Annotated in this window: 28 protein-coding genes and 1 tRNA gene; 7 read left to right on the top strand and 22 right to left on the bottom strand. The window is 67.0% G+C overall.

Annotation, left to right across the window (positions count from 1 at the left end):
* The coding region (locus tag CCR97_RS29460) for a glycoside hydrolase family 108 protein (RefSeq protein WP_201160166.1) at positions 1-789 on the bottom strand (789 nt) is incomplete at its 3' end.
* A gap of 221 nt (positions 790-1010) precedes the next feature.
* Here CCR97_RS29460 and CCR97_RS29455 point away from each other — a divergent pair.
* Entirely contained in the window at positions 1011-5600 is a 4590-nt protein-coding gene (locus CCR97_RS29455) for a hypothetical protein (RefSeq protein ID WP_146618790.1), read from the top strand.
* A 15-nt stretch (positions 5601-5615) separates the two neighbouring features.
* Here the strand turns inward: CCR97_RS29455 and CCR97_RS29450 are convergent, their stop codons facing one another.
* The 15 genes from CCR97_RS29450 to CCR97_RS29380 are packed head-to-tail and all read right to left on the bottom strand — an operon-like array spanning position 5616 to position 14931.
* Positions 5616-6014, bottom strand: coding sequence for a helix-turn-helix domain-containing protein (locus CCR97_RS29450; protein WP_201160165.1), 399 nt, complete (start codon positions 6012-6014; stop codon positions 5616-5618).
* Positions 6011-6307 (bottom strand): hypothetical protein, encoded by a 297-nt coding sequence (locus tag CCR97_RS29445; RefSeq protein WP_111358103.1) that lies wholly within the window; start codon positions 6305-6307, stop codon positions 6011-6013. The genes CCR97_RS29450 and CCR97_RS29445 overlap by 4 nt, the downstream gene beginning before the upstream one ends.
* Positions 6304-6672, bottom strand: coding sequence for a hypothetical protein (locus tag CCR97_RS29440; protein ID WP_201160164.1), 369 nt, complete (start codon positions 6670-6672; stop codon positions 6304-6306). The genes CCR97_RS29445 and CCR97_RS29440 overlap by 4 nt, the downstream gene beginning before the upstream one ends.
* On the bottom strand, positions 6669-7451 hold the full coding sequence (locus tag CCR97_RS29435; RefSeq protein ID WP_111360742.1) for a regulatory protein GemA: 783 nt from the start codon (positions 7449-7451) through the stop codon (positions 6669-6671). Before CCR97_RS29435 ends, CCR97_RS29440 begins: the two co-directional genes overlap by 4 nt.
* A complete protein-coding gene (locus CCR97_RS29430) occupies positions 7448-7972 on the bottom strand; it encodes a host-nuclease inhibitor Gam family protein (RefSeq protein ID WP_201160163.1) in 525 nt (174 codons plus the stop codon). The genes CCR97_RS29435 and CCR97_RS29430 overlap by 4 nt, the downstream gene beginning before the upstream one ends.
* Positions 7920-8630, bottom strand: coding sequence for a helix-turn-helix domain-containing protein (locus CCR97_RS29425; RefSeq protein WP_201160162.1), 711 nt, complete (start codon positions 8628-8630; stop codon positions 7920-7922). Before CCR97_RS29425 ends, CCR97_RS29430 begins: the two co-directional genes overlap by 53 nt.
* Positions 8627-9004: a hypothetical protein gene (locus tag CCR97_RS29420; RefSeq protein WP_201160161.1), complete on the bottom strand. Its 378-nt coding sequence runs from the start codon at positions 9002-9004 to the stop codon at positions 8627-8629. Before CCR97_RS29420 ends, CCR97_RS29425 begins: the two co-directional genes overlap by 4 nt.
* On the bottom strand, positions 9001-9387 hold the full coding sequence (locus CCR97_RS29415; RefSeq protein ID WP_201160160.1) for a transcriptional regulator: 387 nt from the start codon (positions 9385-9387) through the stop codon (positions 9001-9003). The genes CCR97_RS29420 and CCR97_RS29415 overlap by 4 nt, the downstream gene beginning before the upstream one ends.
* Positions 9384-9995, bottom strand: coding sequence for a hypothetical protein (locus CCR97_RS29410; protein WP_111360124.1), 612 nt, complete (start codon positions 9993-9995; stop codon positions 9384-9386). Before CCR97_RS29410 ends, CCR97_RS29415 begins: the two co-directional genes overlap by 4 nt.
* Positions 9995-10765, bottom strand: a complete 771-nt coding sequence (locus tag CCR97_RS29405) for an AAA family ATPase (RefSeq protein ID WP_111360123.1) — start codon at positions 10763-10765, stop codon at positions 9995-9997. The genes CCR97_RS29410 and CCR97_RS29405 overlap by 1 nt, the downstream gene beginning before the upstream one ends.
* A gap of 11 nt (positions 10766-10776) precedes the next feature.
* The gene (locus CCR97_RS29400; protein WP_201160159.1) at positions 10777-12999 is read right to left on the bottom strand and encodes a DDE-type integrase/transposase/recombinase; all 2223 of its coding nucleotides are present in this window, start codon (positions 12997-12999) and stop codon (positions 10777-10779) included.
* Positions 12996-13448, bottom strand: coding sequence for a hypothetical protein (locus CCR97_RS29395; RefSeq protein ID WP_207199622.1), 453 nt, complete (start codon positions 13446-13448; stop codon positions 12996-12998). The genes CCR97_RS29400 and CCR97_RS29395 overlap by 4 nt, the downstream gene beginning before the upstream one ends.
* 5 nt (positions 13449-13453) lie before the next feature.
* The gene (locus tag CCR97_RS29390) at positions 13454-14296 is read right to left on the bottom strand and encodes a ParB/RepB/Spo0J family partition protein (RefSeq protein ID WP_201160158.1); all 843 of its coding nucleotides are present in this window, start codon (positions 14294-14296) and stop codon (positions 13454-13456) included.
* Positions 14297-14320: 24 nt separating this feature from the next.
* Positions 14321-14635, bottom strand: a complete 315-nt coding sequence (locus CCR97_RS29385) for a hypothetical protein (protein WP_201160157.1) — start codon at positions 14633-14635, stop codon at positions 14321-14323.
* Entirely contained in the window at positions 14632-14931 is a 300-nt protein-coding gene (locus tag CCR97_RS29380) for a helix-turn-helix domain-containing protein (protein ID WP_111359572.1), read from the bottom strand. The genes CCR97_RS29385 and CCR97_RS29380 overlap by 4 nt, the downstream gene beginning before the upstream one ends.
* Before the next feature lie 133 nt (positions 14932-15064).
* Here CCR97_RS29380 and CCR97_RS29375 point away from each other — a divergent pair, with 133 nt between their 5' ends.
* From CCR97_RS29375 to CCR97_RS29365, 3 genes are all read left to right on the top strand, one after another.
* Entirely contained in the window at positions 15065-15706 is a 642-nt protein-coding gene (locus CCR97_RS29375) for an XRE family transcriptional regulator (RefSeq protein ID WP_338049160.1), read from the top strand.
* Positions 15707-15720: 14 nt separating this feature from the next.
* Entirely contained in the window at positions 15721-16104 is a 384-nt protein-coding gene (locus CCR97_RS29370) for a hypothetical protein (RefSeq protein WP_111359570.1), read from the top strand.
* A gap of 503 nt (positions 16105-16607) precedes the next feature.
* Positions 16608-16970 carry a hypothetical protein gene (locus CCR97_RS29365; protein WP_111359569.1) on the top strand — a complete coding sequence of 121 codons (363 nt, stop codon included), beginning with the start codon at positions 16608-16610 and terminating at the stop codon, positions 16968-16970.
* Positions 16971-17043: 73 nt separating this feature from the next.
* Here the strand turns inward: CCR97_RS29365 and CCR97_RS29360 are convergent.
* Positions 17044-17120, bottom strand: a tRNA-Asp gene (locus CCR97_RS29360).
* 274 nt (positions 17121-17394) lie between these two features.
* Between CCR97_RS29360 and CCR97_RS29355 the strand changes: the two genes are divergently transcribed.
* Positions 17395-17697 (top strand): HU family DNA-binding protein, encoded by a 303-nt coding sequence (locus tag CCR97_RS29355; protein ID WP_111359568.1) that lies wholly within the window; start codon positions 17395-17397, stop codon positions 17695-17697.
* Between the two features lie 195 nt (positions 17698-17892).
* Here the strand turns inward: CCR97_RS29355 and CCR97_RS29350 are convergent, their stop codons facing one another.
* From CCR97_RS29350 to rpiA, 5 genes are all read right to left on the bottom strand, one after another.
* Positions 17893-18813 (bottom strand): hypothetical protein, encoded by a 921-nt coding sequence (locus tag CCR97_RS29350; RefSeq protein ID WP_111359567.1) that lies wholly within the window; start codon positions 18811-18813, stop codon positions 17893-17895.
* Positions 18814-19680: 867 nt separating this feature from the next.
* Positions 19681-21069 (bottom strand): class II 3-deoxy-7-phosphoheptulonate synthase, encoded by a 1389-nt coding sequence (locus tag CCR97_RS29345; RefSeq protein WP_201160156.1) that lies wholly within the window; start codon positions 21067-21069, stop codon positions 19681-19683.
* Between the two features lie 262 nt (positions 21070-21331).
* Positions 21332-22723 (bottom strand): glutathione-disulfide reductase, encoded by a 1392-nt coding sequence (gene gor / locus CCR97_RS29340; protein ID WP_111359603.1) that lies wholly within the window; start codon positions 22721-22723, stop codon positions 21332-21334.
* Positions 22720-23259, bottom strand: a complete 540-nt coding sequence (locus CCR97_RS29335; RefSeq protein ID WP_111359604.1) for a DUF2059 domain-containing protein — start codon at positions 23257-23259, stop codon at positions 22720-22722. The genes gor and CCR97_RS29335 overlap by 4 nt, the downstream gene beginning before the upstream one ends.
* Positions 23260-23291: 32 nt before the next feature.
* Positions 23292-24002 carry a ribose-5-phosphate isomerase RpiA gene (gene rpiA / locus CCR97_RS29330; RefSeq protein WP_111359605.1) on the bottom strand — a complete coding sequence of 237 codons (711 nt, stop codon included), beginning with the start codon at positions 24000-24002 and terminating at the stop codon, positions 23292-23294.
* A 205-nt stretch (positions 24003-24207) separates the two neighbouring features.
* Here rpiA and gph point away from each other — a divergent pair, with 205 nt between their 5' ends.
* Both gph and CCR97_RS29320 read left to right on the top strand, forming a co-directional pair.
* The gene (gene gph, locus CCR97_RS29325; protein ID WP_111359606.1) at positions 24208-24900 is read left to right on the top strand and encodes a phosphoglycolate phosphatase; all 693 of its coding nucleotides are present in this window, start codon (positions 24208-24210) and stop codon (positions 24898-24900) included.
* 105 nt (positions 24901-25005) lie between these two features.
* A partial coding sequence (locus CCR97_RS29320) for a PEGA domain-containing protein (RefSeq protein WP_201160155.1) occupies positions 25006-25428 on the top strand: 423 nt, incomplete at its 3' end.

Here is a 25428-nt window from a genome sequence, read left to right as displayed (position 1 = left end):
GGCCCACAGGGCATAGGCGGCGCCCCCTATTGCGATGGCGACGCCGATCAGGGTGAGCACCGTGAAGACCAGGTCGACGGTCCGGTTGCTGCCGACGAGCGGCTGCAGCTGCTCGCGCGCGCCGTTGACGGCGGCCGCGATGGCGCCGCCGCCGAGCGTGCCCTGCGTCGCCGTCTCGGCCGACACCTTCGGCAGCGCCACGTCGGAGACCAGCGCCTTGGCGTCGCCGCCATACTCGTGCACGGCGACAGGCTGCGGGCCGACCGAGCCGGAGGCCCAGGCCTGGCCGATCGTCATCACGTTGGCGACGCGCCGGCCCCAGCCCTTGCCGAACACGTCCCAGGTCGAGAGGTTCTGCAGCATGCCGAGCCGGCGGGCGCAGATGTCGGCGATCAGGGCGTCGTGGTCGGGATGCGACAGCGCCGCGGCGAGCGTCGCCTCGCCCAGCTCCCCGTCGACGCGCGCCAGGCCGAGCGCGCGCTGGAGCCACTTCGTCGACTGCGAGAAGCCGGAGTTCACGGCGCCGTCGAAGACGACGATGTCGACGCCGGCCGGCAGCCGGTCGCCCTGGATGCGATCCCAGTACTGGCGGCGGTAGATCTCGACGAGCTCGTCGCGGGTCAGCTCGCGCACGCTGCGCGGCGCCTCGCCCCTGCCGCGCCGATAGCCGTCATAGACGCGCTGGATGATGCCCTTGTTGGTCGGTCCACCCGGATCGCGCGGATGATTGCTGTACCCGCCCTCGTAGACGAGCACCCGCTCCAGCGCCTTGCCAAAGTTCTGCTTCATGTCCAGCCCCCGCGGACCGGACTGTGCGCGGGTCAGGGCGGAGGGAAGCCGCTGACAGGACCCTCGAACCGACCACGAGCACCGAGAGGAATTGCCGCTTACCAGATCAAGGCATTAAAATGGCTAGATGCTAACGCCGCTCTCCAGTCGCCCCCCTCACAGGCACGCGTTCCAGGTGCGCTCGAAAGACCGTTGCTTCGCAGCCAAAAAAGGACCGCCGTATGAATGCGGAAGATAAATCGCATGCGGACCAACTCCGAGCGGCGCTCCTGTTACTCGATCCGTCCGGTCCAAACGGATTCGAGGGACTGCTGGGTGTGGTGCTAGGACACGTCACCGGACAGACGTTCCGCCTTGCACGATCCGGGAGTCAGCGTGGCCGCGATGGCGAGTCGGCCTTTGACAGTGGAGAGACCTATTTCGAGGCTAAGCGCTACACTGAACACCCAGAAAAATCCGCGATCGCCGCAAAACTCCTCGACCTGGAAATTGATGATGCGGGCCAAGTAGATGTCTGGATACTTGGCGCAACCTGTGAAATTTCGACACAGACAGCAGGCGATTTAAGAGTTGCTGCGGCAAGAAAAGGAATTGGAGTCGTAGTTCTGGATTGGTCTTATAACGATTTCGGCTCATTGTTAGTGGCGGTCGCCGCTTCTGCGCAGAATTCCATCGATTTCCTTAAACGTGAACTGGAAGGGAAGGCAAAAGCGAGTCTGGTCAAGGCAGCACTGCTCGCTATTGAGCATTTCGCGGCTCATCCGGACCTTCCGGACCGGCTATCAGCATTGCGGACGGCGCTTTCAGCTGAAGAGGCTGGTTTGGGACATGCAAAGGCAGCGAACCGTGAATGGGCGATCAAGATATTTTCCAACCGCAGGCTGGCGCGTGCAGCATTCGGACAGCCGCTCGCACCCTTGGATTCCTCTGGACTGCCAGCAATTCGAAGGCCCGCGGAGGCCGAACTCAAGGGCGCTTTTGTTGGCAAGCCGGAAGCAGAAATCTACGCGTTGGTGGGCGACGAAGGTGTCGGAAAATCATGGCTTGCTGTCCAGCCATGGCTAAGCTGCGATCCTAGATCGGTTCTGATTATCTGCCCAGCAGAAGAACTTCTCGACCGCGAGGCCAATCGTGAATTTTCGGAGTTCTTGATCAGAAAAATTATTCAGCAAACTAATGGGACATATTCTGACGTGACTAAAATGCGTTGGATTCGCCGCCTGCGTATGTGGCGCGCGAAGCCTGACGTCCAAAATGTTCGCATAACACTAGTGGTCGACGGACTTAACCAGCCGCTTAAGGCAGATTGGTCTCGGTGGCTGGACCTTGCCGCGGTCGAATTGCAAGCAGTTGGGGGAGCTCTTGTTGTTACTACAAGAGCGGCACATTGGGCGTACATCAAAAATGCTCTCGAGTCTGCTGTGAAAGTTGTCAACGTGGTTGGCTGGACGGGACCGGAGCTAATTACAATCTTGCGGCGCCGGGGAATTTGCCCTGACGGAATGAAAGCTGAAGTATTGGATGCGCTTCGCAACCCTCGAATCCTTTCAATCGCAGTCGGCCTTCTTGATAGCAAAGAAGTGGAGCTGTTCGATGAATTGAGCGTTGGTCGATTAATGTTTGAATACATGCGAAAAGTGCAGCAAACAGGAGCTGCGCCGATTTCGGGCCCTGAGTTTGCCGATCTTCTGAAGTATCTTGCATCAAAGGCAATCTCAAGAGTTCAAAGCCAAGAACGAGACGATATTAAATTATTTAATGTAGACTCCCACGTTGCACTTCAGGCTGTGGCGTCCGGGAATTTTTTTCGCCTTATAAAAGGAACTGCTCAGGAATACGAGATTAATCAAGACGGCCTGATTCTTGGAATTGCACTCTTCTTGAACATGAGATTGGAAGGCGAGCTGCGAAATGGACGCAATCCGCGAGGGCGGCTTGCAGTTATAATCGAGCCAATTGCAGCCCTTGACGAGGTCGCAAAGATCATTTTCGTCGCAACTCAGATTGCCTGCCTAGATGAAAGCACGGGCCCCGAGGTCAGAGCCGCGCTGCTGGAGCAATTCGTCTCCCTCCAAAACCTTCCGAACGATGAGGTGGTCGCATTTTACTCATTGGCTCGAAAGGCCCCCGCGTCCTTCCTGGCTGCAATGGAAAGCGTGCATTCCAGCGAAGTCTTTGTTCCGAATAATGTTTGGCTTTTACGTGCACTTATTATGTGGCGCGACGAACCCGCTGTTTGGGCGGATATCGCGACTTCTGCAAAGCGCTGGCTCTCACTCTATTCTCTCGCTCCGGAGAGGATGATGTTCCGAACACCGGGGCGAGACCCCGCCGAGGAAGTTAGAAAAGAGCGCGACGAGCGCTTGAGGGATATAGACAAAAGGCAAAGCGCACTGACGGACGTCGAAAAAGAATATATTGCAATCAATCTTGAACTCTCAGCTATATCGAATCTTGATGCGCTTCAAAATGCCGTGTTCTATCTGATTGCAGGAAAACCTCTTTTACAATTTGCGCCACACTTGATGCGCTGGAGTGTCTCAAACTCGCTGGCCCCGGCTATTCAATCACCACATGATGAGTACAGGCAGCTTATCCGCTTCAATAAAATCGATTGGTCAGCGACTCGAGCAGCGTTGCTGAACGAGTTAATGTCGTTCGGAGTAGACGTCACTTCGCAGGTCGGAAAATGGGCGAGAGTAGAGGTTCTTCGTGCCACAGGTGATCTGGAGGACGCTCAAGAAGCCGAGATACTGGCGGAGTCGCTCACGCGCGATCGGGAAAGATTCGGGGGGTGGTCTCGGATCGAGGGCTATTGTTCTGTGGACCCATGTGATCCGACCACCGAAAAGCCGCTGAATGTCGATGAGACTGCAAAACAATATAAGTCCATTATTCCTTCCACCGTCGCAATAGACAGGGCGCGCGGGCTGAAGGACCATTTTTTTGAAATGGCTAGAACGGGCGTAGCTCGATTTCACGTTGATGCGGCGACGGTAGCCCATCGGGCGCTAGCCGATGACGTGCTGACGAGAAGCGGACTGCCGCGCATGCAAGGAGCATACGCACTGTTAGGTCACAGCGGTGCGCTCCTCCGATCGCAAGCCGAACGCTATCTCGCCGCCGGACTCGCCTGCACTGTTCGTGCAGATTGCGTGCAGGAGCGCGACGAGTGGTACACTGCACAGTACTTTGTATTGATAGCTTTTCCGCATTTGATGCCCGACGAGCAGTTGGAAGCCGTTGCAGCAATCAAAGGGGGAACAGTCCTTTCAGACATCACTGACGCGCTGCTGAAACCGTCGGCCGAAGCTGCGGAGCGTGTGCTCGAAGATGTGTTACGGCGGACCGATGAGGATGCGCAAGCGGCCGTCCTTGCGGCGATCAATCGTTCGCGGCCACCGTTAACCCCACGCGCTCGTTCGATTGTGCTGCCACTCATCGAGTCGCGCCATACCACTGTTCGGGCGGAAGCGATTGGGGTGGCGGCCGCTTATGCGGATGTGACACTTCTGGAAGCCGTTATTGCCTCCGGATGGAGCGCACATTCTGTGCCTAACAGGGATAGGACCTACGAACGATGGCATGGTTCATCTGCCCTGATAGAAGCGGCCAAGGCGGGCTTAGTCGATATAGAAACAGTGTTCGACCGAATTGACATCGGACACTATGGGATTGCTGCCCGGGTCTTCGGAGCCGAAACAGCCAATATGATAGGGCTACAGCTAGATGAATCTCTTAAATCAGCATTAGGCTACGTTGAGACGCCGGAGATCCCTGAAATCACAGCGGCGACGAGGCTTTCATCTGAAGCGCAGCCGCCAATGATATCGCTCAGTGAGCCAGTGTCGCTAGAAACGCTTTCCGATAAACTAAGATCGCTAAAACTGACGGAAGAGCAGTTGGAGCAGCGAAGAGAGCGGGTTTTGAGTGCCTTTAGACAATTTGCTAATGAAATAGAAGAACGAGATGCGCAACTTGTCATCGCGAATCTGACAGAGGCGGGGCTTGGCTCAATTTTCAAAGCCTGTCCTGGTATAAATAAGCGTTGGCTGGAAATGCTGATATCAGCAAACGATATTCAGTTGAGGCATCTGCATAACCTCGCAGCACACACAGCACTGTCTCTCGTTTGCCAGAATTCGGAAGCAGAAACCCTGTTCCGACGGCTAATGAAGCTTGCGCCGACCGTGCGACATGTAGAGGGAATGTCGAAGATTCCGTCAGAATGCTTGTCACTTTGGCGTAAGGCAGAATGTCCGACGGTGCGCAAATTATGTAGGGAACGTCTGCTTGCGAGTTGGACCGATGAGGAGGTCGCAAGTGAAGTGCTCACAGCTTACCTGGCTGGCCGCAGTGAAATTGTTTTTCAGACGATTGATGAGTTGCTAGCCGATGGGCATCCGGCGGATATGTGCCGTGCCCTTACTTTGGCGGGTTTCTCCGATTCTCATCCGTATCCGGAAGAAATTATTAGCCGGTTTGAAGGTGCGCGCGGGTACATTGGGAGTGCGCAGCGTGCGGCAAGAGAGGCGTACCGGAAGAACGACTGGGCGAAGTCGTGGTTCCAGAAGATGATTGTCGCAACTGATCCGGCAATGTTCTGGCAGGCTTCCGTCCTCCTCACGAAGATTGTTGATGGGAGGTACGAAATATGGGGCGGCAATATTGAGGGCGCTTCAGAAGTATTTTATTCGTTTTATCCCTCCATTGAACATGACATAAAGCATCGCATCGAGAGGTGGACCTCCAAGCGCCAGAAAAAGTTGTTTGGAGATTCGGTTCCCGCGAAAGCGCTGCTGTGGAACTAGCCCGTTCTCGATGGCTTAGTCGAATAGCCGTGGTTGACGGTCCTCAGTGTACAGTCGCCCCCGCCGCCGCATTCGATACGCGCTCCGCTCCGTCATCCCGGCGGCCCGGGCCGCCTCGGCGGCCGAGGCGCCGCGGGCCAGTGCCTGGGCCATGACGCGGCGGGCGTTGGCGGCGCGGCCGAGCGGGACCTCGACATAGACGCCGCGGGGGCGGTTCGAACCCTGACGGAAGTGAATGCAGATCGCATCGGCGGCCTTACGGCCGACGCAGCGGACGAGCCAGTGATCGTCGTCGGCCTGGGCCGGGATGCGGACGCGGGTGCCGCCGCGGGCGGCCGCGAGCGCCAGCGCCGCGTCGAGGCCGGCGACCTCGGCGATCTCGGCGAGAAGCGCGGGCAGCCAGGAGTAGCTCATGGCGCGGCGGCCTCCCGGGCCGGAGCAGGGGCGGCATCCGGGGCGGTGCCGGCCTCGACCAGCGCCCGCACCGCGGCCTCGTGAGGAGCCAGGAGGGACAGCAGCATCGACGCCTGACCGACCAGCGCGGCACTCTCGCGCAACTGCGCCAGCGTGACGCCGAGGCCCGGGTGCGGATAGCGGGCCAAAAATTCCTCGACGCCGTGGTTCGCCAGCACCTCGCGGTGCGCGTAGACGCGCAGCTCGAAGGCGAGCGTCGCGAACGAGGCGGTCGGCATCACCACGCGGCTCACGTCCGGTCTCCCGAGAGGGCGTCGATCGCGGCCTGGTCGAGCCGCGCCGCGGCGAGCGGCAGACCGTCGCGGCCGAGCGCGGCCAGCACGACGCTCTTGGCGTCGGCCGAGATCATCACGGCCGCGGCCGCCCGGAGCCCGTCGGCCGGCCGCGGCGACAGCTCCACCGTGACGGTCAGGCCGCCATGCGGGCGGGCGTCGAGCGCGTCGCGGATCGCCGCCGCGACCAGCCGCCGGGTGCGGTCGTCGAGCGCCGCGCGGGTGCTGCTCGCCCAGCCGCGAAGCAGCACGAGCGTCTCGGCGCCGCGCGGCACGACGTCGACGGTCGGCTCCTCGGCCGGCGGGCGGAGCGCGGCGGCCGTCATGGCGCGGACCTCCGGGCGGTCGCCCGGCCGGCCAGGGCCTTGCGGAGCTTGCGGCCGAGCGCCGCCTGGACGGCGGCATAGTCGTCGCCGTCGAACCACGGCCAGCCCTGCTTGCCGGCGACCGTGAAGGCGTATTGGTCCAGGTCGTCCAGGGGCTTCGTTGTGAGGAACAGCCGCACGGCGCCGAGCTGCACCAGGCGCAGCCATTGCGCCGTGAGCACGGCCAGCTTGAACTCGGCCGGCTCCGCCTCGCGGCCCGGCCATTCGACGCCGGCCTCGCGCGTGATCCAGCTCTTCAGCGCCTCGATCACGGCCGCGGCGTCGCCGGCGTCGCGCAGCCAACGGGTGTGGACGATGCCGGTCTGGCGGGCCACGAAGGCGAGCAGCGCCGCGTCGGTGCGGTCGCGCACGAGACCGAGGTCCCATGCGCTGATCCACAGGGCGCGGAGCTTGGCCGCATAGGCGCCGTCGAGCTGCAGCGTGCCTTCCCGGGCGCCTGCGGCCGCGCCGGCCGCCGCGGTGCGCGGCAGCGCGTCCGGCAGGCCGGACTTGAAGCCGCTTCGAGGCTGCCCCGAGAAGCCCTTCAGGCGGTCGATGACGCGGGCCGCCTGGGCCGTGGACAGCGCCTTGGCGGAGCGCTGGCCGGTCTCGCCCTCCAGGAGGTCGCGATAGGCCGCATCGTCGAGGCCGAGATGCGCCTTCAGGGTGTGAACGGCGCCGATCTGCCGCGCCGAGGCCGGGGCGGCCGCGTGGGGTGCAGGCGGGCGCGCGGTCGTCATGCGGCGGCCTCGGCCATCTGCAGTGGCTCGACCACGAAGTCCTCGCCGGCCGAGCCGATCGACACGCCGACGATGCTCTTGGCGAGCGCCGGCTCGCGCAGCATCGCCTCCTTGTCGATCTCCTCCTTGGTGCGCACGAAGCGGGTGAGGCCGAGCGCCTTCACCCGGCCGATGATCTCGTCGACCTTGTCGCGCAGCGTCACGCTCGCCGGCCGCGCCCGCCAGGCCGCCGTGCCGGTCTCGAACGTCACGGTCTTGCGCTTGAACTGCTCGGTGAGGCGGCCGCGGTTCGCCTCGCAGAAGGTGCGCAGGCCCTCTGTCTCGGCCTTCAGCTTGGCGCGCAGCGGCGCCGAGGTGGCGTTCACGTCGGCCGCGATGGCGGCGACCTGGTCCTCGCCGGCCGCCTTGATGCGCTCCAGCTCGCGCATCAGCACGCCGATGCGGGCGACGGCGGCGGCCGCCTCGACGTCACTCTGCGGCACGGGCAGTTGCGGGGCCGCCACCTTGGTGCGCTTGGCCATCGGTCTCGTCCTTCGGTTCGGAGGTGGGTTCGTCCGCCGGTTCGGCGTATTCGTAGCCGAGCCCCTGAAGGGCCTCGGCGATGGCATCGGAGATGGCGTCGGCCGCGGGCTCGAGCTCGGCGATGCGGTCTCGCGCATCGGGCTCGTGAAGCCGCGCTCCGCATCGGCGCATCTCGTCGAGTTGGGCGAGGAGCCGATAGGTGCCGGCGGCGACGTGTTCGAGGGCGACGGCTCGGGCCGCGACGGCGACGACCTCGTCGACCGAGAGGTCGATTGCGGCGCGCCAGGGATCCGCGGCGCCCATCACGCGCTCGGCCGCGGCGACCGCGTCGGCGTCCTGCCAGCGGTCGGCCCGGGCGAGTTCGGTCAGGATCATCTCGCGCACGGTATCGAGGCGGCGCGCGAAGTCGGGATCGCTGTCGCGCAGGGCCTGGCCCTTGTCGGCGCCGTGCATGATCGACGTGTGATCACGATCGCCGAGCAGCCGGCCGATCTCCGGGAAGGTCAGCGTCGTCATCTCGCGCGCGAGCAGGCAGACAGCGTGCCGCGGCTGCCACAGGTCGCCGGTGCGCCGCAGGCTGCGGATTTTGCTGCTCGGGACGCCGAAGGCGTAGCCGACGGCGCGCAGGATCATCCGGATGCTGACGGTGCCGCTCATGCCGCATCGCCTCCGAACGGGCGCTCGACGACGCGCCGGGCGGCGCGGCGCGGCTCCGGGAACAGAACGACGTTGGGCACCTGGCCGCATGCGGCTCGCGCCAGCGTGTCGAATTGCGCCGACGAGAGGGCCGCCTGCGCGGCCGACGCGACGATCCGTTCGGACAGCACCTTTCGCGCGGCATCGTCGAGCATCGCCCCGCGCGCCGCCTTCAGATCGGCTTCGAGGCGCTCGGCCAGCTCGGCACAGGAATGGAGGGAGGCTTCGAACGCCTCCTTGCCCTCCTGACTGATCTCGTGCGTGCCGGACTTGATGGCGCCCATCCAATAGGCGAGCCGCAGGATCTGCTCGGACAGCGGGGGTGCGGAGATCATGTAGCCCCTCCCTTGATGCGGCTGTGCGGGCAGCGGCCCGAGCGGCAGGCTCGGGCCACGCGAGCGCGGACCGACGAGGTGGTGGCGAAGCCTTTGGCCTGGTGATCGAGGCAGAGGTCGCGGGCGATCTCGCCCAGCTCCGGGCACTCGACCGTCGCGCCCATCAGGGCGCCGGCGACCTTCTCCTGGATGCGGGCGAGATCGCCCGGATAGGTGCGCGACAGCACCTGAGAGACGACGGGCGGCGAGTAGCCGATGCGGGCCGCCGCAGCCGCCCCCGACGTGCGGTTCGCCTCCTCGGCGAGCGCCTGCACCCAGGCCGGAAGGTCGGCGCCCCAGGCGGCGCTCGCGCGGGCGACGAAGTCGTGCTTCGGCGGCTTCACGAGGACACCTCCTCGGCCGCAGCCTCGCCGATCACCGCATTGCGGTTCGGATCGAAGACGATGTGGGTGCGCAGGATCCGCGGCGCCTTCGGGCCGGTGTTCATGCCGGGCCGGAGCTTCCAGACCGCGGGCTTGCCGGGGCCGCCCGGGACGACGGCGACGAGGTAGCCCGCACCAGCCAAACGGCCGATGTAGGAGCGCCCCGTAACGGCGCCGATCGCAAGCTCGTCGGTCGATGCCGCGAGGATCAGCTCGGGATAGGTGAACTGGCCGAGCTGCCGGATGGCGGTCCAAAGCTGCTGCTGCGCGGAGGGCGGCGCCTGCGTGCCGTCACGCCTGATGCGCGGGGTTGCGGTGGGCCTCGTCACGAGTCTGTAAGTGACCAGAGGCGAACGCCCGACCACGCGGGCGACTCCGCCTTTCACCAAGCGTGCGATGAACTCCCGGACAGTGGCGACGTGCCCGTTCTGCAGCCCATGCACGTCGGCCGTCGACCACGGTCCTGCCTTGTCCAGGTCGCGGATCACGGCCCAGAAGTGATCATGCCCGCGCGGGATGACGATCGGAACCGTGTGCGCCTTCGGGGATGCTTTGACGGGCGTAGGCATCACGCGCTCCGTCGCATCACGTCGGCGGTGCGGGGCGTCGGCGCCTTCGAGGTGAAGAACGCGGTGCCGCCCCAGGCGGCGCGGTCGATCGTGGTTAGGCCGCGGTTCCGCGCCAGCTCGGTCACCCGGGCGAGGTTGACGACGATGCGCCGGGCGCGGCCATCCGACTGCTTGCGGATCTCGTCGAGCAGATCGGGCGTGATGGTGACGCGCGGGCACAGCGCGGCGGCGAGCGCCGCCGTGTCGTCGAGATCGCAGGGCTGCGCCGGCATCCAGTCGAGCACCCGGTTGTGGATGCGCTCGTGCTGGACGAGCTTCGCCGGCAGCCGCTCCTCGCCGATCAGGATCACGGGGCAGCCGGCGACGTCGCCGATCTCGCGCAGCAGTTCGACCATGCCCTTGTCGACGAGCTTGTCGGCCTCGTCGACGATCAGCGGCCGCCGCGGGTCGTCACCGAGCGTCGCCTTCGCCTGGTCGGCCATGTCGCTGATCGTGCCGCGCGCCTGGATGCCTAGCTCGAACAGCAGCGCCTTGAGGAACGTCTTGCGGGTCCAGCTCTCGCCGACCTCGACGCGCACGGCGCGCGTTTTGTTCTGCGCGAAGATCGAGGCGTAGGTCTTGCCGTAGCCGGACGGGCCGTGGCACACGCCGAAGCCCGGCAGATGCGGCTCGCGCTCGATCAGCTTTCTGACAAGCGCCATGAAGATCGCGACGTTCTTGAGGGGGACCTGACCGCTCCGTCCATTGACCTCGGCATTGACCGTCGACATTCTGTCCTCCTTCAGAAGGTGTTGCTGCGCCCCGTCGCCTCGGACCAGGAGGCGACGGGGTTCTTCGTTTCGGCGGGCGCAATGTTTTCGAGCGGGTCGCCGTAGGTTTCCGCAAATCCCTTGAACTCCGGGCCGGCCCGGTAGCCGCCGAGCCACATCGCCTCGTCGGCCGCAACCGGCTCGCCGGCAGCGATCCGGGCAATCAGATCGAGAGCGCGCTTCCAGCGCTGGTGCTGCGTCTCCTCGGTGCGCAGCGGCCGCACGACCTGATCCTCGGCGATCAGCCGCGCCTGCAGCGCGAGCACGTCGGCCGACGGTGTGGGCGGCTCGATCGAGCGCGGCGTCATCGCGTCGAGAGCCGCGGCGATCGCCGGGGTCTCGTGAGCCTCGGTGCGCTTGGGCAACGTGATCACGTTGTTGGTCGCGGCATCGCGCTCGGCGACGGAGAGGACCCGCTCGATCAGGGCCGGGCCGTTGGTGATCTTCTTGATGGTGCGCCGTGCCTCGCGGGTCGTCTCGTCGAGGATCTCGGCCTGCGCCGCGCGCCGCGCCGCCAGCAGGGCCGCCGGGTCGAGGCCGGCCAGCTCGGGGCACAGGCCCTCGCCGACGAAGCGGCCGTCCTCCGCGTCGAAGGCGTAGATCCGGCCGGCGTCGACCGGGTCCATGCGGACCAGCACGCGGTCGCCGGGCAGCGCCTCCATCACGACGTAGTGGAAGCCGTCCACCCGCACGCCGAGCTTCGTCACCTCGCGGAACCCGTCGCCGCCGGCGACCGGCATCAGCAGGAGATCGAGGGCGCGCGGATCGACGGTGCGGATCGGCCGCTTCGAAGCGGCGGCCGCGAGCCGCGGCGAGGTCTTCAGCGCGGCGTGCTCGCGCTCGGCGTAGACCGTGTCGACCCAGCGATCGACCATGGTCTGCAGCGCGGCGCCGGTGAGGCTCACGCCGAAGGTCTCGGCCGTCTCGGCGCCGAGACGCTCCGCGAAGCTCTGGCGATCCTCGATCGTCTTGCGATCGGCGACCGAGTGGCCGACGAAGCCCGGCAGCAGCGTCGCGCAGTCGTGCTGGAACGTCTTGATGACGCGCTCGACGAAGGCCTTCTGCTGCGGCTGGTAAGGGTCCGACAGCTCCATCTCGATGCCGAGCGCGGCGAACAGGCGCTGCGTGTCGCGGGCGACGAAGTCGGAACCGTTGTCGGTCTTGATCTTGTCGGGCACGCCCCAGGCGAGGATCGCCTTGCGGATCAGGAGCGCCACGGCCGACGCGCGCGGCGTGCGCGAGACATAGAGCACGGTGCGTCGGGTCGCGATGTCGATCGCGGCGTAGATCGTGTGACGGCCGTCCGTGCACAGCGCGTCGACCGGCGAGGCGTCGATCATCCACAGCGTGTTCGGCTCGACGACCCAGCGATACGAGCCGACGCCGGACGGCGCCAGGTGCGAGCGATAGCGGTCCGGGTTCGAGAGCTTCGTCAGGGCGACGTGCTCGGTCTCCTTGAGCTTCGCCACGACGTGCTGGATGGTGCGAACCGGCGGCACCGGCACGGCCTTGCCGCTCCCGAGGTCGAGCGTGTCGCCGAACTCCGAGCGGATCAGCTGGCGGAGGTGATGCGCCGAGAGGTGCGGGTTCTGCGCGAGCAGCGCCAGCAGGAAGGTCCGCACGCGGCCGCCGGCGGCCTGGTCGAGCACGCCCTTGCCCTTGCGGGCCGCGGCGCGGTCGACGGCGAGCGCATCGGCCTGACCGGTCGCGCGCGCGGCGCGCCAGCGGGCCAACGAGCGCGGCGACAGTGCCGGGACGATCTCGCGGATCCACGGCTCGATCGTCAGCGAGCCGGCGTTGTAGGCGTCGACGAAGATCTTGGTGCGGGCCGTCTCGGAGAGGCGCTGGCCGACGCTGAAAGCCTGATAGGCCGCGACGATCGCGAGGCGCGCGTCGCGCTCCAGCGCGGCGCGATCGGAGAGGTCGCGGCTCGGAGACGGCGCAGTCGCGGGCGGAGCCGGCACGTCGGCGGCACCGATGGTCCGGTGCCGGCGCTCATAGGCGATGCGGGCGAGCGGCGGCAGCAGCGCGACGTTGAACTCCATCCCGCCGCCGCGGCCGGACCGGCGCCGGGCGTAGGCGAGGCTCTCGGCCCAGCCCTCGCGGTTCGCGAGTGCATGCACCCCCATCTTCGTGGAGGGCAGGCCCGGCAGAGCTTCCTCGGCGAGTTCTTGCGCGGTGAGCCACTCTCTCATCGCCGCGCCTTCCACTGTGCGTCGGCGGCCTCGATCTCGCGGTCGAGCTTCTCACGCAGCTCGCGCGCCTTCTCGCGCCGGAGCAGCGCCTCGTACTTCGCCTCGATCACGATCAGACCGGCATCGTTGAGCAGCGTGTTGAGGGGCCGGACGTCGCCCGTCACCAACACGAGGGCGGCGAGGCGCTGCGCCGAGATCGCGTGCGGCTTTTCGGGAGAGGCGTAGGCGTCGAGCATCGCCTTCGGAACGCGCTCGCCGAGATGCTCGGTCATTGCGGCCGCGATCTCCTCGCGGGAGCGGCCGCACTCGTCGAGCGTCTTGGCGATCGCGCGAGACAGACGCCGCGCCGGGGTCCACGCCTTGACCTCGTCGGCTGCGAAGCGCGGCACCACCGGCGCCGGCTCGTAGTCGCGAAACAGGTCGAGCGTGGAGGTGTCCCGGCGCGGCATGACGATCACCGAGCGGCCTGTGCCTTCGGCTGGTTCCGGGTGGCGAGCCAGACCGTGATCGTGTCGTAGTGCGCCTCGAAGAACGCGTGCTGCTGCTTGTCCTTGAGCTTCGCGAACTTGCCCGCGAGCCGCTCCCAGGCGGCCATGCGGGCCGGCTTCGGGGTCTTGTCGATCGCGGCGATCGCCTCGCCGACCGAGTCGACGCCGGCGTCCGCATCCATCAGCAACGCCGCGATCGCCTGCTGGCGCTGCTCGCTCTGTTGGGCCAGGAGCAGAAGGTCGGCCTGGTGATCGGCGACCGGGTGCAGCGCGAGCGCGGCGCGGACCTCCTTGTCGATGCCGGTCGCGATCTTCACGGCGACCTGGACGGAGCGCTCGGAAATGCCGAGGACCTCGGCGGCGACCGTTGAAAAGCCTTGCAGAAAAATTCCCGCAGATTCTGCGGCAATTTCCTCGGCGCTCTTCCGGCCCCGCTTCGGCACCGGGTTGGCGGCTTCGTGGATCTCCTTCCAGGTGGCGATCGCGACGCAGCGGTCGAGCTCGGTCTGGCCGACCCGGTAGAAGTTCTCCTTGATCTCGCGGAGCCGACAGGCGGCTTCGTCGGCGTAGCGCTCGGGGTCCTTCACCTCCGCCTCGATCGTCTCGCGGCCGGCGGCCTTGTGGGCCGCGAAACGGTGGCCGCCCGTGATCAGCCGATAGGTGCCGTCACCCGTGGCGACGACCTCGACCGGGGGCAGCTCCTCGCCGGCCGCGATCTGCTCGGCGAAGGCTTCGACCCAGTCGGGCCGGATCGGCCGCAGCCGACCGGAGGCGTCGATTTTCTCGATCTCGATTGTCGTGATGGTCATGTTCTCTGCCGCTTCGAAGGTGGCTCAAAGGCCCGGAAAAAAGCCGGCGGACGCGCCGGGAGCGCGTCCGCCGGAGTTCGTCCCGGTCGTGTGCGGGTAGCCCCGCGGCCCCACCACTGACGGCCCGGGGAAGCCGTCGCGCAGGTGGCGCGCATTCGAGTGAGGAGAAGCGGAGAGGCTCGATGCAGCCCCCCGCGTGATCAGTTCGAGGATCACGGCCGAGACGGTCAGCCAGCCGCACAGGAGGGTGGCGGCGACGATCAGGAGCACGAAGGCGCGCTCGGCCCGGCTCGTCCCTGTGTCCGCGTTCACGTGATTGCTGGACCGGCCGGAGATCATCGGCTCTCCCCGGCGGTCAATTCGCGCAACAACATTGGACTGGAGGCGACTGGGTCGAGTCGGATATTCTGTGCGGGAGAGCCGAGCTCGGAGTAACGCTCAGGCCACAGGACGGAGGGCTCGACCCCGAGTGCCGTCGCGATCGCTTGCTCGCCGTTGGTGTTTCTTCGGCGTAGCGCAACCCTGGTCGCGCTCGGTTCGAGACCCGCCGCGCGGGCGATCCCCACGAGGGTCAGTCCGCGCCGGTGTAATTCCGCTTTGATGGCATGACGGTCCCACTTCCGACGCCGCCGCATCTCTCGCCTCGAGAACCGGCCGCCCGACGGCCGGTTTTTAGGGGTCCGCGTATCACAATTGTGATGACGTTAATCGCAAGTTCGATTCTCGTCAACGGTGTTCATGCGACTTGCGATCGCGGGAGTATGAAAACTGGCGAAGCGAGCTAAATCTCAGGAAACTGGTTTCCATCAGCGCCTTAAGAAGGTGATGGGAAACGAGACACAGGCCGCTTTTGCGGCACGAGCGGACATCTCTCAGAGTGCGCTCAATCGCATATTGAATGGCGGCGATCCGTCGCTCGATACTTTAATCGCAATTGCGAATGCCGGAGGCGTATCTGTCGGATGGCTGGCCACCGGGGAATCGATTCCCGCTGATCCCGGGCCCGAGGTGCGCCTTCGCCGGCTTGCGTTCCGGGCTTCAGCCGGGAACGGCACGCTGGCGATCGACGAGGAGGTCGAGCAGGTTCCGTTCTCGGCCGCCGCACTGCGCCGAGTTCATCTGAAGGCAGAGAACGCGCGGTTCATGATCGCCGAAGGCGATTCGATGCGGCCGACGATCGAGGACGGCGACCCGCTGGTGGTCGACATCGCCGACACGGACATCATCGACGGCCGGATCTACGTCTTCTCGATCGGTGACCAAGCGTTGGTGAAGCGGCTACGCCGTCGCGGTTCGAAGCTCTACATGCGGTCTGATAATCGCGAGCTGTTTCCGGACGAGGAAGAGGTGCCGACGGTGGAGCCCGTGAGGATTATCGGGCGCGTCCGGTGGGTGGGGAGGAGCCTTTAGGCTCACAGAGTGCAATGCGCGTCTTGGTCGCTTTTCTTGTTCTATTGGGAACAGCCCCAGCGATTGCAGGAACGGACTTCAACGCCTTCGTGGCGGACCTGCGCCGATCCGAGCGGATCATCACCGCTGCCCTGCACGCAGGAGATCGGGGAAGCTTGAAGACCGAGCAGACCAGGCTGTTGAAGCTCTATTCGAAGATGCTCGACGAGACGGAGCAGCGCGACGATCGGCGGGCCTCGTGCGGGTTGGCCGCCACGAGCTTGTCCAACATGGCGATCTACATCGATCTCCCGCCGGCACGTGCGCTCGTCGCGATCGAGGACGGCGAGAAGAGCTATCGGCGTCACGTGGCAGATTGCGAGCGGTACATACGAAAGGCTGGCGGCTCTCGCCGTTGATCTGGCCGATCTTTCCAGGGGGATTTCGCGCGTTGTAAGGCGCGGCGCGAGTTTACGGTTCCAACTCCGCCAGTCGACGCGAAATCCACGAATAAGCTATATAAATCAATAGCTTATATTAGTCGATCGAGCTTTCTAGGAGCCGTCAACTCAGTTTACGGTTCTTGCGCCCGACAGCTCAACGGCGAGCAGGCATGCGGTGCCGTCCGGAGCGGCGGACCACACGAAAATTCGTCGTGCCGTCAAAGCGATCGGTGTACCCAGTCCCCCGCGGCGATCACCCAGGCCATGTCGGGACTAACTCCGAGACGGGCGGCAATTTCTCCCGGCCACCGACGGCTCGTGCCATTCGATCTTGCGCGATGCGACCCGGGAACGGCCGCCGCCGTCGCCCGTCAAACCTCGACGCCGCCGGGGTTTTCCCGCCTGATCCAGGCAATTCCCGCCGGATCCCGCCTGTGCCATCTGATCTTGCGGGTTACATCAGTGACCGCGCTATCGCAGTGCTCACAGCCTACCTGGAGCGCCTCGGGGTCGAGCTCCACGGCGACGCCTACATCTTCCGGAATCGGTCAGGAGCCGCCTACTCCAAGGATACGCTCGGCGACGACTTCCGGGACGTTCGAGCCGCCGAATTTGGCCCAGGCGAACGCCGCACTATCGGCCACGACTTCCGACGCAGCGGCGCCGTCGAAGCGATCGCCGGAGGCGCGGCGGCCGAGGCGCTCTCGCACGCGATGGGAAACACCCTCTCGGCCTCAAATGCCCTTTTCGCGACCTATGTGCCCGTGAACGTCGCCACGCTTCGCAGCGTCACCGACGCCCGACGAGCCGGCCGCCGCAAGCTGCGGGAGAACGGACTGTGAAGAAAAGTTGGAACGCGCCGGGCGGGGAAGTTGGAACGACGTTCGGGGGAGACTGCCAAGTCTCTGATAAGACTGGCGGGAGCGACGGGGCTCGAACCCGCGACCTCCGGCGTGACAGGCCGGCGCTCTAACCAACTGAGCTACGCCCCCGAACTTCGGAGCCGCTCTACTAGGGCCCTCCCGAAACGAAGTCAAGCGCACATCGCGACGGTCCGGAGCATGCCGGAAAGGCGCTCCGCGGCGACATGATTCCGCCGAAGCGGCGCTCCCGGAAAGTGCTGGCAGACGGGCCGATTCACCACGTCACGCCCCGGAAACCCAAGAAACATGGGCACTTCCGTCGATTGCGGCTGGCCAAGGCCGAAGAATCGTCTATGTGACGGGCAGTTTCGGCGTCCATCGATCCGCAGAGGAGGAATAAGAGATGGCCAAGGCAGCGACCACGACGACCCCGACCATCACGCTCAAGCACCTCGCCGCGACGCTCGCCGGCGAGCACGAGATCGCCAAGAAGCAGTCCGAGGCGATTCTCGGCGACTTCGTCGGTCTGGTCGTGAAGCATCTCAAGAAGGGTGATCGCCTGCGCATCGGCGGCCTCGGCATCCTCCAGGTCAAGAAGCGCGCCGCCCGCATGGGCCGCAATCCGGCGACCGGCGAGGCCATCAAGATCAAGGCCAGCAAGAAGGTCGCCTTCCGGGCCGCCAAGGAGCTCAAGGACTCGATCTGAGTCGAGAGAGGACGGGGCCACTCCCCTCGCCTTCGACATGGCCGGGCTCGTCCCGGCCATCCACGTCCCCCGCGCTGACCTCGCCCGGAATCGTGGATGCCCGCGACGAGCGCGGGCATGACGCGCCGTAGGTCGGGGGTGCGTCGATCGGCTGATGCGGCGCTTGCGACGCGAGCCGAATGATCGACTCGTCGCTCAGAACCGGCCCTTCGCCTCCAGCAGCAGGCCGTAGCGCTGCTGCTCGAACCGGGTGAGGTCGTAGGTCTGGGCGAAGCTCGGGCCGAACGTCACCGTGCCGGTGCCGGCATTCAGCCCCCAGTAGCGTCCGCCCGCGCCGATCTCCAGGAACGGCGTGACCGCGTAGTGGACGAACAGCTCCGCCTCGACGCCCCAGCCGCGCGACGAGCGCGAGATCACATTGGGGGCCGGGCCGAGATCGTTCATGCCCTGGCGCAGCAGGTGGCTGTCCTTGTTCTCCACATGGGCGACCGGCACCCAGGCGACCTCGCCCGACACCGACCAGCCCGGCAGGAACTCCCAGCGTCCGTCGACGCCGAGCCGCAGCGCGTGCCAGGTCGGCTCGTAGACGAACACGGCGGTCGCGTCGCTCTCGAGCCGGGTGCCGGCCGGCACGCCCCAGTAGGCGCCACCGAAGTCGTCCGGGTTGGTGATCAGGCCGGAGGCGCCGAGCGTCTCGTTCCAGTAGTGGTAGCCGACGAAGCCGCCGACCCGCCAACCGGCCTTCGGCACCTCGAACGACCAGCCGGCGTCGACGATGCCGTAGCGCAGGCTGTCGCCCGTGACGGTGCTGGTCGTGTCGGAGAACTTCCATTGGCCGGCGAAGAAGTCGCGGTCGACGATGGTGCCGCCGTCGAGCGTGCCGGCGCCGATCAGGCCTTTGACGAACAGCCGGGTCGGCTGGTGGGCGATGCGCGCGAACGCTTCGCCGGCGTGGCCGTTCATGCCGCGCCAGTCGAGCGTCGAGGTCGGATCGCCGTAGCCCGGAACGCCGTTGCGGAAGCCGAAATCGACCTTGCCGGTCGAGTACCAGTAGCGCGCCCCGACATCGATCCTGAACGGCGCCGGCGCCACCGGGACCACATAGGCGGGTCGCACCGGGGGCGCCTTGGGGATCGGGGCAGTTGCGGACGATATAGCGCCGGTGCTGCGCGGGGCCGTGTCGGCCGGTGCCGGCGCGGCGCTTTCCGAGAAGCTCGGCCAGGCCGGTCCCCAGTCCGCGTCGGACGATGCGCGGCTCTCCGGGCGCGGGTCGCGCGCCGGGCGCGTGTCACGCGCCGGGATGGTCGCGGGTGCGGCGATCGAGGGGATGCTTCCGGTGATGTCCGGCTCGGCCGCAGGAGACGACGGCTGTGCCCGCCTCTCCTGCGTGGCCGAAACGTCGGCGGTCGGCGACGGCTGTGCCCGTCGCGGTTCCACCGTGGAGCCGGCGGGCCGCGCCTCCGTCCCCTCGGACGGCAGGCTGGGCCAGCGCGGACCCGGATCCCAGACCGTGGCCTCACCCGTGGGTTCGGACGGAAGTCGCGGCCATTCGGCGGCGGCAGCGGGACCGAGCGTCAAGAGAGGGACCGAGACCACCAGGGTCGCCAACGCCGTCGCGGCGCGAAACGAGCGGCCCCTGTCCCCTGTCACTCCCGGCTCCCTGTGCCTCCGTGAACAAGGGACAATTTGAACCAGTTTGTTATCGATTCATTGCCGAACGCGCCGGCGCGGCGACGCGAGTTCGCCGGCGCGGTTAACGCGGGGTGAAGGGGACGGAAACGCACCACGCCTGTCGTCCCGGCGCGGCGCGCCGGAGCCCGTGCCTGCCCGGGATCCGTCTTATTGCGCACCGAAGTCGGCTGAAGCCGACTTCGGTGCGCCGAGCCCGGGCCCCACACGCCCGGCCTACCGTGAGCCAGCGACACCGGGGTTATGGATTCCGGGCTCGCGCCTTCGGCGCGCCCCGGAATGACCAACGCCTGATCACAAGCTCGCGGCGGCCGGCATCGGGACGTGGCGGGCGAGGCGCTCCTTCTTGAGGAGTTCGGCGAGCAGGAAGGCGAGGTCGATCGACTGCTCGGCGTTGAGCCGCGGATCACAGAAGGTGTGATAGCGGTTGTTCAAATCCTCGTCCGAGATGGCGCGGGCGCCGCCCGTGCATTCGGTGACGTTCTGCCCGGTCATCTCCAGATGGACGCCGCCGGCGATCGTGCCCTCGGCCGCGTGCACGGCGAAGAAGCCCTTCACCTCCTGGAGAATGCGGTCGAACGGCCGGGTCTTGAAGCCGGACGCCGAGGAGATCGTGTTGGCGTGCATCGGATCGCACGACCAGATCACGTTGCGCTTTTCGCGCGCCACGGCGCGGACCAGCGGCGTGAGCAGCTCGCCGACCCGGTCGGCGCCCATCCGGCAGATCAGCGTGAGGCGACCCGGCTCGTTCTCCGGATCGAGCACCTCGATCAGCCGCATCAGATCGTCGGCCTTCATCGACGGCCCGCATTTGAGGCCGATCGGGTTCTTGATGCCGCGGCAGTATTCCACGTGAGCGTGGTCGAGCTGGCGGGTGCGGTCGCCGATCCACAGCATGTGGCCGGACGTGCAGTACCAGTCGCCGCTGGTGGAATCGACGCGGGTCAGCGCCTCCTCGTAGCCGAGGAGGAGCGCCTCGTGGCTGGTGTAGAGCTCGGTGCCGCGCAGCTCGGGATGCCGCTCCAGATCGAGCCCGCAGGCCTGCATGAAGCCGAGCGCCTCGGAGATGCGGTCGGCGAGCTCCATGTAGCGGCGCGACTGCGGACTGTCCTTCACGAAGCCGAGCATCCACTGATGCACGCTCGCGAGATTGGCGTAGCCGCCCTGCGCGAAGGCGCGCAAGAGGTTCAGGGTCGCGGCCGACTGCCGGTAGGCCTCGAGCTGGCGGCGCGGATCCGGGATGCGCGCCTCGGCCGTGAACTCGTTGCCATTGACGATGTCGCCGCGATAGCTCGGCAGCGACACGCCGCCCTGCGTCTCGACCGGCGAGGAGCGCGGCTTGGCGAACTGGCCGGCGATGCGGCCGACCTTCACGACGGGCGACGCCGCCGCATAGGTGAGCACCACCGCCATCTGCAGGAAGACGCGGAAGAAGTCGCGGATGTTGTTGGCGCCGTGCTCGGCGAAGCTCTCGGCGCAGTCGCCGCCCTGCAGCAGGAAACACTCGCCGGCCGCCACCTTGGCGAGCTGACGCTTCAGGCTGCGGGCCTCGCCTGCAAAAACCAGCGGCGGAAACGTCGCGAGCTGCTTCTCGACGGCCGACAGCGCGTCCAGGTCCGGGAAGTCCGGCACCTGCTGGATCGGCTTCCTGCGCCAGCTCTCGGGGGTCCACCGCTCGGGCATGATCTGGTCCTCGTCGCGCGCCGGCCGGGTCTCGTCCCGGAGGTCTCTCGTTCCGCGCGGGAGGCCTTATACACGAGGGATGCGCCGGCAGGCCAGAGGCGACACGGGCCCGCGATCCGCCGCCACCACAGTCGGCACGCTGTCCGCTTCGTTCGATCTCATGACGATGTGCACGCGGCCCTGCACCGTGCGGCGTCGCCGTGGTCTCTCCCTCGCCCGTCGAGAGACCCGCTTCGCGGGCTCTCCGGGGCGAGGGCCTCCCCTACTCGGCCGCCTTGCGGCGGTGGCGCAGCGTCGGCTGGCGCATCGTCACCAGCTCCTCGGCGGCGGTCGGGTGCACGGCCATGGTGGCGTCGAAATCGGCCTTCGTAGCGCCCATGCGGACCGCGATGCCGACGAGCTGGATCATCTCGCCCGCCCCTTCGCCGACGATGTGACAGCCGAGCACGCGCTGGCTCGCGGCGTCGACCACGAGCTTCAGGAGCACCGTGGTGTCGCGCCCCGACAGGGTCGCCTTCATCGGGCGAAAGCTGGTCTTGTAGACGTCGACGTCGCCGACCTCCTCGATCGCCTGCGCCTCGCCGAGCCCGACGGTGCCGACCTCCGGCTCGGAGAACACCGCGGTCGGAACGCAGCGGTAATCGACCTTGGTCGGCTTGCCGCCGAACACCGTGTCGGCGAAGGCGTGCCCCTCGCGGATCGCGACCGGGGTGAGATTGATGCGGTTGGTCACGTCGCCGACCGCGTAGATGCCGGGCACCGAGGTGCGCGAGAAGTCGTCGACCGCGATGCCGCCGTTCGGCGCGATCTTCACGCCCACCGTCTCCAGCCCGAGGCCGCGCACGTTCGGCGGCCGGCCGATGGCGAACATCACGGCGTCGGCGCCGACCTGCATGTCGCAGGACAGATGCGCCGTGTAGTGCTTGCCGTGCGGCTCCACGGCCGTCACGGTCGCGCCCGTGATCACCTTGATGCCGCGCTTCTCAAGCTCCATCCGTAGCTGCTGGCGGACGTCGTCGTCGAAGCCGCGCAGAATGTTCTCGCCGCGATAGACGAGCGACACCTGGCTGCCGAGCCCGGAGAAGATCGAGGCGAACTCGACCGCGATGTAGCTGCCGCCCTGCACCAGCACGCGGGCCGGCAGATGATCGAGCGCGAGCGCCTCGTTGGACGAGATCACGTGCTCGATGCCGGGGATCGAGGGACCGAGCGACGGCGTCGCGCCGGTGGCGATCAGGATGTGCTCGGCCCTGATCAGCTCACCCGACGGCTCGAGCCGCACCGTCTTATCGTCGTGCAGCACGGCGCGGCTTGCAACGATCTCGACCCCGGCCTTGCCGAGGGTCGACTTGTAGGCCGCCTCGAGGCGCGCGATCTCCCGGTCCTTGCTGGCGATCAGGCTCGCCCAGTCGAAGGTCGGCGCCGTGTCGCTCCAGCCGAAGCCGACCGCGTCCTCGAACGCCTCGCGAAAGCGCGCCGCGTAGACCAGGAGCTTCTTCGGCACGCAGCCGCGGATCACGCAGGTGCCGCCGACCCGGTACTCCTCGGCGACCATCACGCGGGCGCCGTAGCCGGCGGCGATGCGGGCGGCACGCACGCCCCCCGAGCCGGCTCCGATGACGAACAGGTCGACGCGGCGTTCGGTCGTGGTCACAGAGTATGGCCCTTCTTCTTCATCTCCTCGCGGAACCGGCTCATCACCTGCTCCGAGAACGCGTCGGCCCACACCTGCGCCTTCTTCAGGCCCTGGTCGATCACGGCGGGCTCCTCGGTCGACATCTTCTTGCCGAGCGGCGACTTGTAGAAGGCGACGAGCTCCTTCAGCTCGGCCTCGGAGAACTTCTGGGCGTAGACCTTGGCGACCTCGCCGAGCAGCTCGGCGCGCTTGCTCTCGTAGTCCTTGCGCAGCTGCAGCGCGACCTCGCCGAGTTCCTTGCCGAGCTGCGGGTTGGTCGGCAGGAAGGCGTTCTTCACATACTCGATGACGCCGTTGACGATCGGGTCGAAAACCGCGTTGCCGCCCTTGACCATGATCAGCTCGCGGGCCGTGGCGACGGCGGCGGGCGACGGATCGGCCGGCTGCTGGGCTTGTGCCTGAGCTTGCGCCGGGACGAGCCCGACCGTTCCGGCGACCAGCGCGGCCGCGGCGGTGGCGCGAAAGAGTGTGACGAGCGAGGTGGCGAGCGGCATGGGAGCCCCCTGTTGGCGACGCTGCGGGTCGTCTACCCGCGAACGGCGCGGGCGGTTTCGATGCGGATGCCGGCGCTGCCCGCGAGGATCGCGGTGCGCACCAGCCCGATGAACAGGCCGTGCTCGACGACGCCCGGGACGGCGGCGAGACGTTCGGCGAGCGCCGCCGGATCCGGGATGCGGCCGAGCGCGAGATCGAGAATCAGGTGCCCGCCGTCCGTGACGAAAGCGTGACCCTCGCGGGTCCGGCGCAGCACCGCCCGCCCGGCACAGCCGGCCGCGACGGCCGCCGCCTCGACCGCGATCGTCGTCGGCGCGACGCCGAACGGCACCACCTCGACGGGCAGCGGGAAGCGGCCGAGCGTCTCCACCCACTTGCTCTCGTCGGCGATCACCACCATGCGGGCCGAGGCCGCGGCGACGATCTTTTCGCGCAGCAGCGCGCCGCCGCCACCTTTGATGGCCGAGAGGTCGGGGGCGATCTCGTCGGCGCCGTCGACCGTGAGGTCGAGGGCCGGCGTCTCCTCGAGCGTCGACATGCGAATTCCGGCCGCCTCGGCGTCGGCGCGCGTCGCCTCCGAGGTCGGCACGCCGATCACGTCGAGGCCGGCCCGCACCCGCTCGCCGAGCAGCGCGACGAAGTGCTTGGCGGTCGAGCCGGTGCCGAGACCGAGCCGCATGCCGGGCTCGACGAGATCGACGGCGCGGGCGGCCGCCTCGCGCTTGAGGGAGTCAGGATTCATCGCTTTGCCCGGACGGGGGTCTCGCAGCGCTCGTTTGGAACGCTCGTGGTGTGCCGGCCCGCTATGTAGCCCCGTTCCGCCGCCTCGCCTAGAGCACGATCGCGCGACGCCACTGCGGCGACCGGACCGCTTGCGCCGGCGCCCCGGGCCGGCCTAGACCGGAGCGGGAGCCCCGGCCGCGATCGCCGGGCCAGCCGAGACCGCCATGCACCAGCCCGCGCCGTCCCCGCTCGTCGTCTTCGACCTCGACGGCACCCTGGTCGACACCGCTCCGGACCTGATCGACACGCTCAACGGTCTCCTGATCCGCGAGGGGCTCGCCGCCGTGCCGTTCGACGAGGCGCGCCGTTTCATCGGCGGCGGCGCCCGGCTGCTGATCGAGCGCGCGCTGGGCGCCCACGGGCGCGATTGCGGCCCCCCCGAGATCGACCGCCTCTACGCCGTCTATGTCGACGACTACGCGGAGCGCATCGCGGCGCTGTCGCGGCCGTTTCCCGGGCTCGTCGACGCGCTCGACACGCTCGACGCCGCCGGCTGCCGCTTCGCCGTGTGCACCAACAAGCTCGAGCGCCTGTCGGTGAAGCTGCTCGAGGCGCTCGGCCTCGCCGACCGATTCGCCGCGATCTGCGGCCAGGACACCTTCGTGGCCATGAAGCCCGACCCGCGCGCCCTCCTCGGCACCATCGCGGCGGCCGCCGGCTCGCCGTCGATGGCCGTGATGGTCGGCGACTCCGGCACCGACATCGTCACCGCCAAGGCGGCCGGCGTGCCCGTGGTGGCGGTCGACTTCGGCTACACCGAGGTGCCGGTCGAAAGCCTCGCCCCGGACCGGGTCATCGGCCGGTACGACGACCTGCCGGCCGCCGTCGCCGAGCTTCTCGGGCTGCGCGCCGGCTGACCGTCGACCGTCCCCGGCCCTCCGCAGCACCACCGATAGTTGCATGGTTGCACCGGTCGGTCCGCCTGATTAATGTCGCGGTCGGGCGTTGGGGGACGCCGAACCATGACCACCGTCTTTCGCCGAGTGCTGGCGATCGCGGCCGCGGGCAGTCTGCTCGCCGGCTGCGAGTCGCTGTCGAGCTTCCAGATGCCGAGCTTCGGGCTCGGCGGACCGGCCACCACGGCCCTGAACCTGGAAAGTGATCCACCGGGCGCCGAGGCCAAGCTGTCGGGCGGCGGCAGCTGCCGCACGCCCTGCACGCTGCCGGCACCGCTCGTCGGCGACATGACGGTGAGCTTCGCTCTGCCCGGCTATCAGCCGACGACGATTCCGGTCCGTGCCGTCCAGACGCCGAGCACGGCCGAGAACGGGTTTGCCGCGAGCACCGTGACGCTCGACCCGAATCCGATCTTCGTCGAGCTGCAGGCGGTCGCGCCGCCCCCGCCGGCCAAGCGGCGCCGGCCGACCGCGCAGCGCGCCCGCTCG

Source organism: Rhodoplanes elegans (genome assembly GCF_016653355.1).
GTDB lineage: Bacteria > Pseudomonadota > Alphaproteobacteria > Rhizobiales > Xanthobacteraceae > Rhodoplanes > Rhodoplanes elegans.
The sequence above is the reverse complement of the archived record's forward strand: the minus strand, read 5'-3'. Positions and strand labels throughout refer to the sequence as shown.

Coding starts and splice junctions, on each gene's coding strand:
- CCR97_RS29455 (WP_146618790.1), top strand. CDS start 1,011: ATGAATGCGGAAGATAAATCGCATGCGGACCAACTCCGAGCGGCGCTC.
- CCR97_RS29450 (WP_201160165.1), bottom strand. CDS start 6,014: ATGAGCTACTCCTGGCTGCCCGCGCTTCTCGCCGAGATCGCCGAGGTC.
- CCR97_RS29440 (WP_201160164.1), bottom strand. CDS start 6,672: ATGACGGCCGCCGCGCTCCGCCCGCCGGCCGAGGAGCCGACCGTCGAC.
- CCR97_RS29435 (WP_111360742.1), bottom strand. CDS start 7,451: ATGACGACCGCGCGCCCGCCTGCACCCCACGCGGCCGCCCCGGCCTCG.
- CCR97_RS29430 (WP_201160163.1), bottom strand. CDS start 7,972: ATGGCCAAGCGCACCAAGGTGGCGGCCCCGCAACTGCCCGTGCCGCAG.
- CCR97_RS29425 (WP_201160162.1), bottom strand. CDS start 8,630: ATGAGCGGCACCGTCAGCATCCGGATGATCCTGCGCGCCGTCGGCTAC.
- CCR97_RS29420 (WP_201160161.1), bottom strand. CDS start 9,004: ATGATCTCCGCACCCCCGCTGTCCGAGCAGATCCTGCGGCTCGCCTAT.
- CCR97_RS29410 (WP_111360124.1), bottom strand. CDS start 9,995: ATGCCTACGCCCGTCAAAGCATCCCCGAAGGCGCACACGGTTCCGATC.
- CCR97_RS29405 (WP_111360123.1), bottom strand. CDS start 10,765: ATGTCGACGGTCAATGCCGAGGTCAATGGACGGAGCGGTCAGGTCCCC.
- CCR97_RS29400 (WP_201160159.1), bottom strand. CDS start 12,999: ATGAGAGAGTGGCTCACCGCGCAAGAACTCGCCGAGGAAGCTCTGCCG.
- CCR97_RS29395 (WP_207199622.1), bottom strand. CDS start 13,448: ATGCCGCGCCGGGACACCTCCACGCTCGACCTGTTTCGCGACTACGAG.
- CCR97_RS29390 (WP_201160158.1), bottom strand. CDS start 14,296: ATGACCATCACGACAATCGAGATCGAGAAAATCGACGCCTCCGGTCGG.
- CCR97_RS29385 (WP_201160157.1), bottom strand. CDS start 14,635: ATGATCTCCGGCCGGTCCAGCAATCACGTGAACGCGGACACAGGGACG.
- CCR97_RS29380 (WP_111359572.1), bottom strand. CDS start 14,931: ATGCGGCGGCGTCGGAAGTGGGACCGTCATGCCATCAAAGCGGAATTA.
- CCR97_RS29370 (WP_111359570.1), top strand. CDS start 15,721: ATGCGCGTCTTGGTCGCTTTTCTTGTTCTATTGGGAACAGCCCCAGCG.
- CCR97_RS29355 (WP_111359568.1), top strand. CDS start 17,395: ATGGCCAAGGCAGCGACCACGACGACCCCGACCATCACGCTCAAGCAC.
- CCR97_RS29345 (WP_201160156.1), bottom strand. CDS start 21,069: ATGCCCGAGCGGTGGACCCCCGAGAGCTGGCGCAGGAAGCCGATCCAG.
- CCR97_RS29335 (WP_111359604.1), bottom strand. CDS start 23,259: ATGCCGCTCGCCACCTCGCTCGTCACACTCTTTCGCGCCACCGCCGCG.
- rpiA (WP_111359605.1), bottom strand. CDS start 24,002: ATGAATCCTGACTCCCTCAAGCGCGAGGCGGCCGCCCGCGCCGTCGAT.
- gph (WP_111359606.1), top strand. CDS start 24,208: ATGCACCAGCCCGCGCCGTCCCCGCTCGTCGTCTTCGACCTCGACGGC.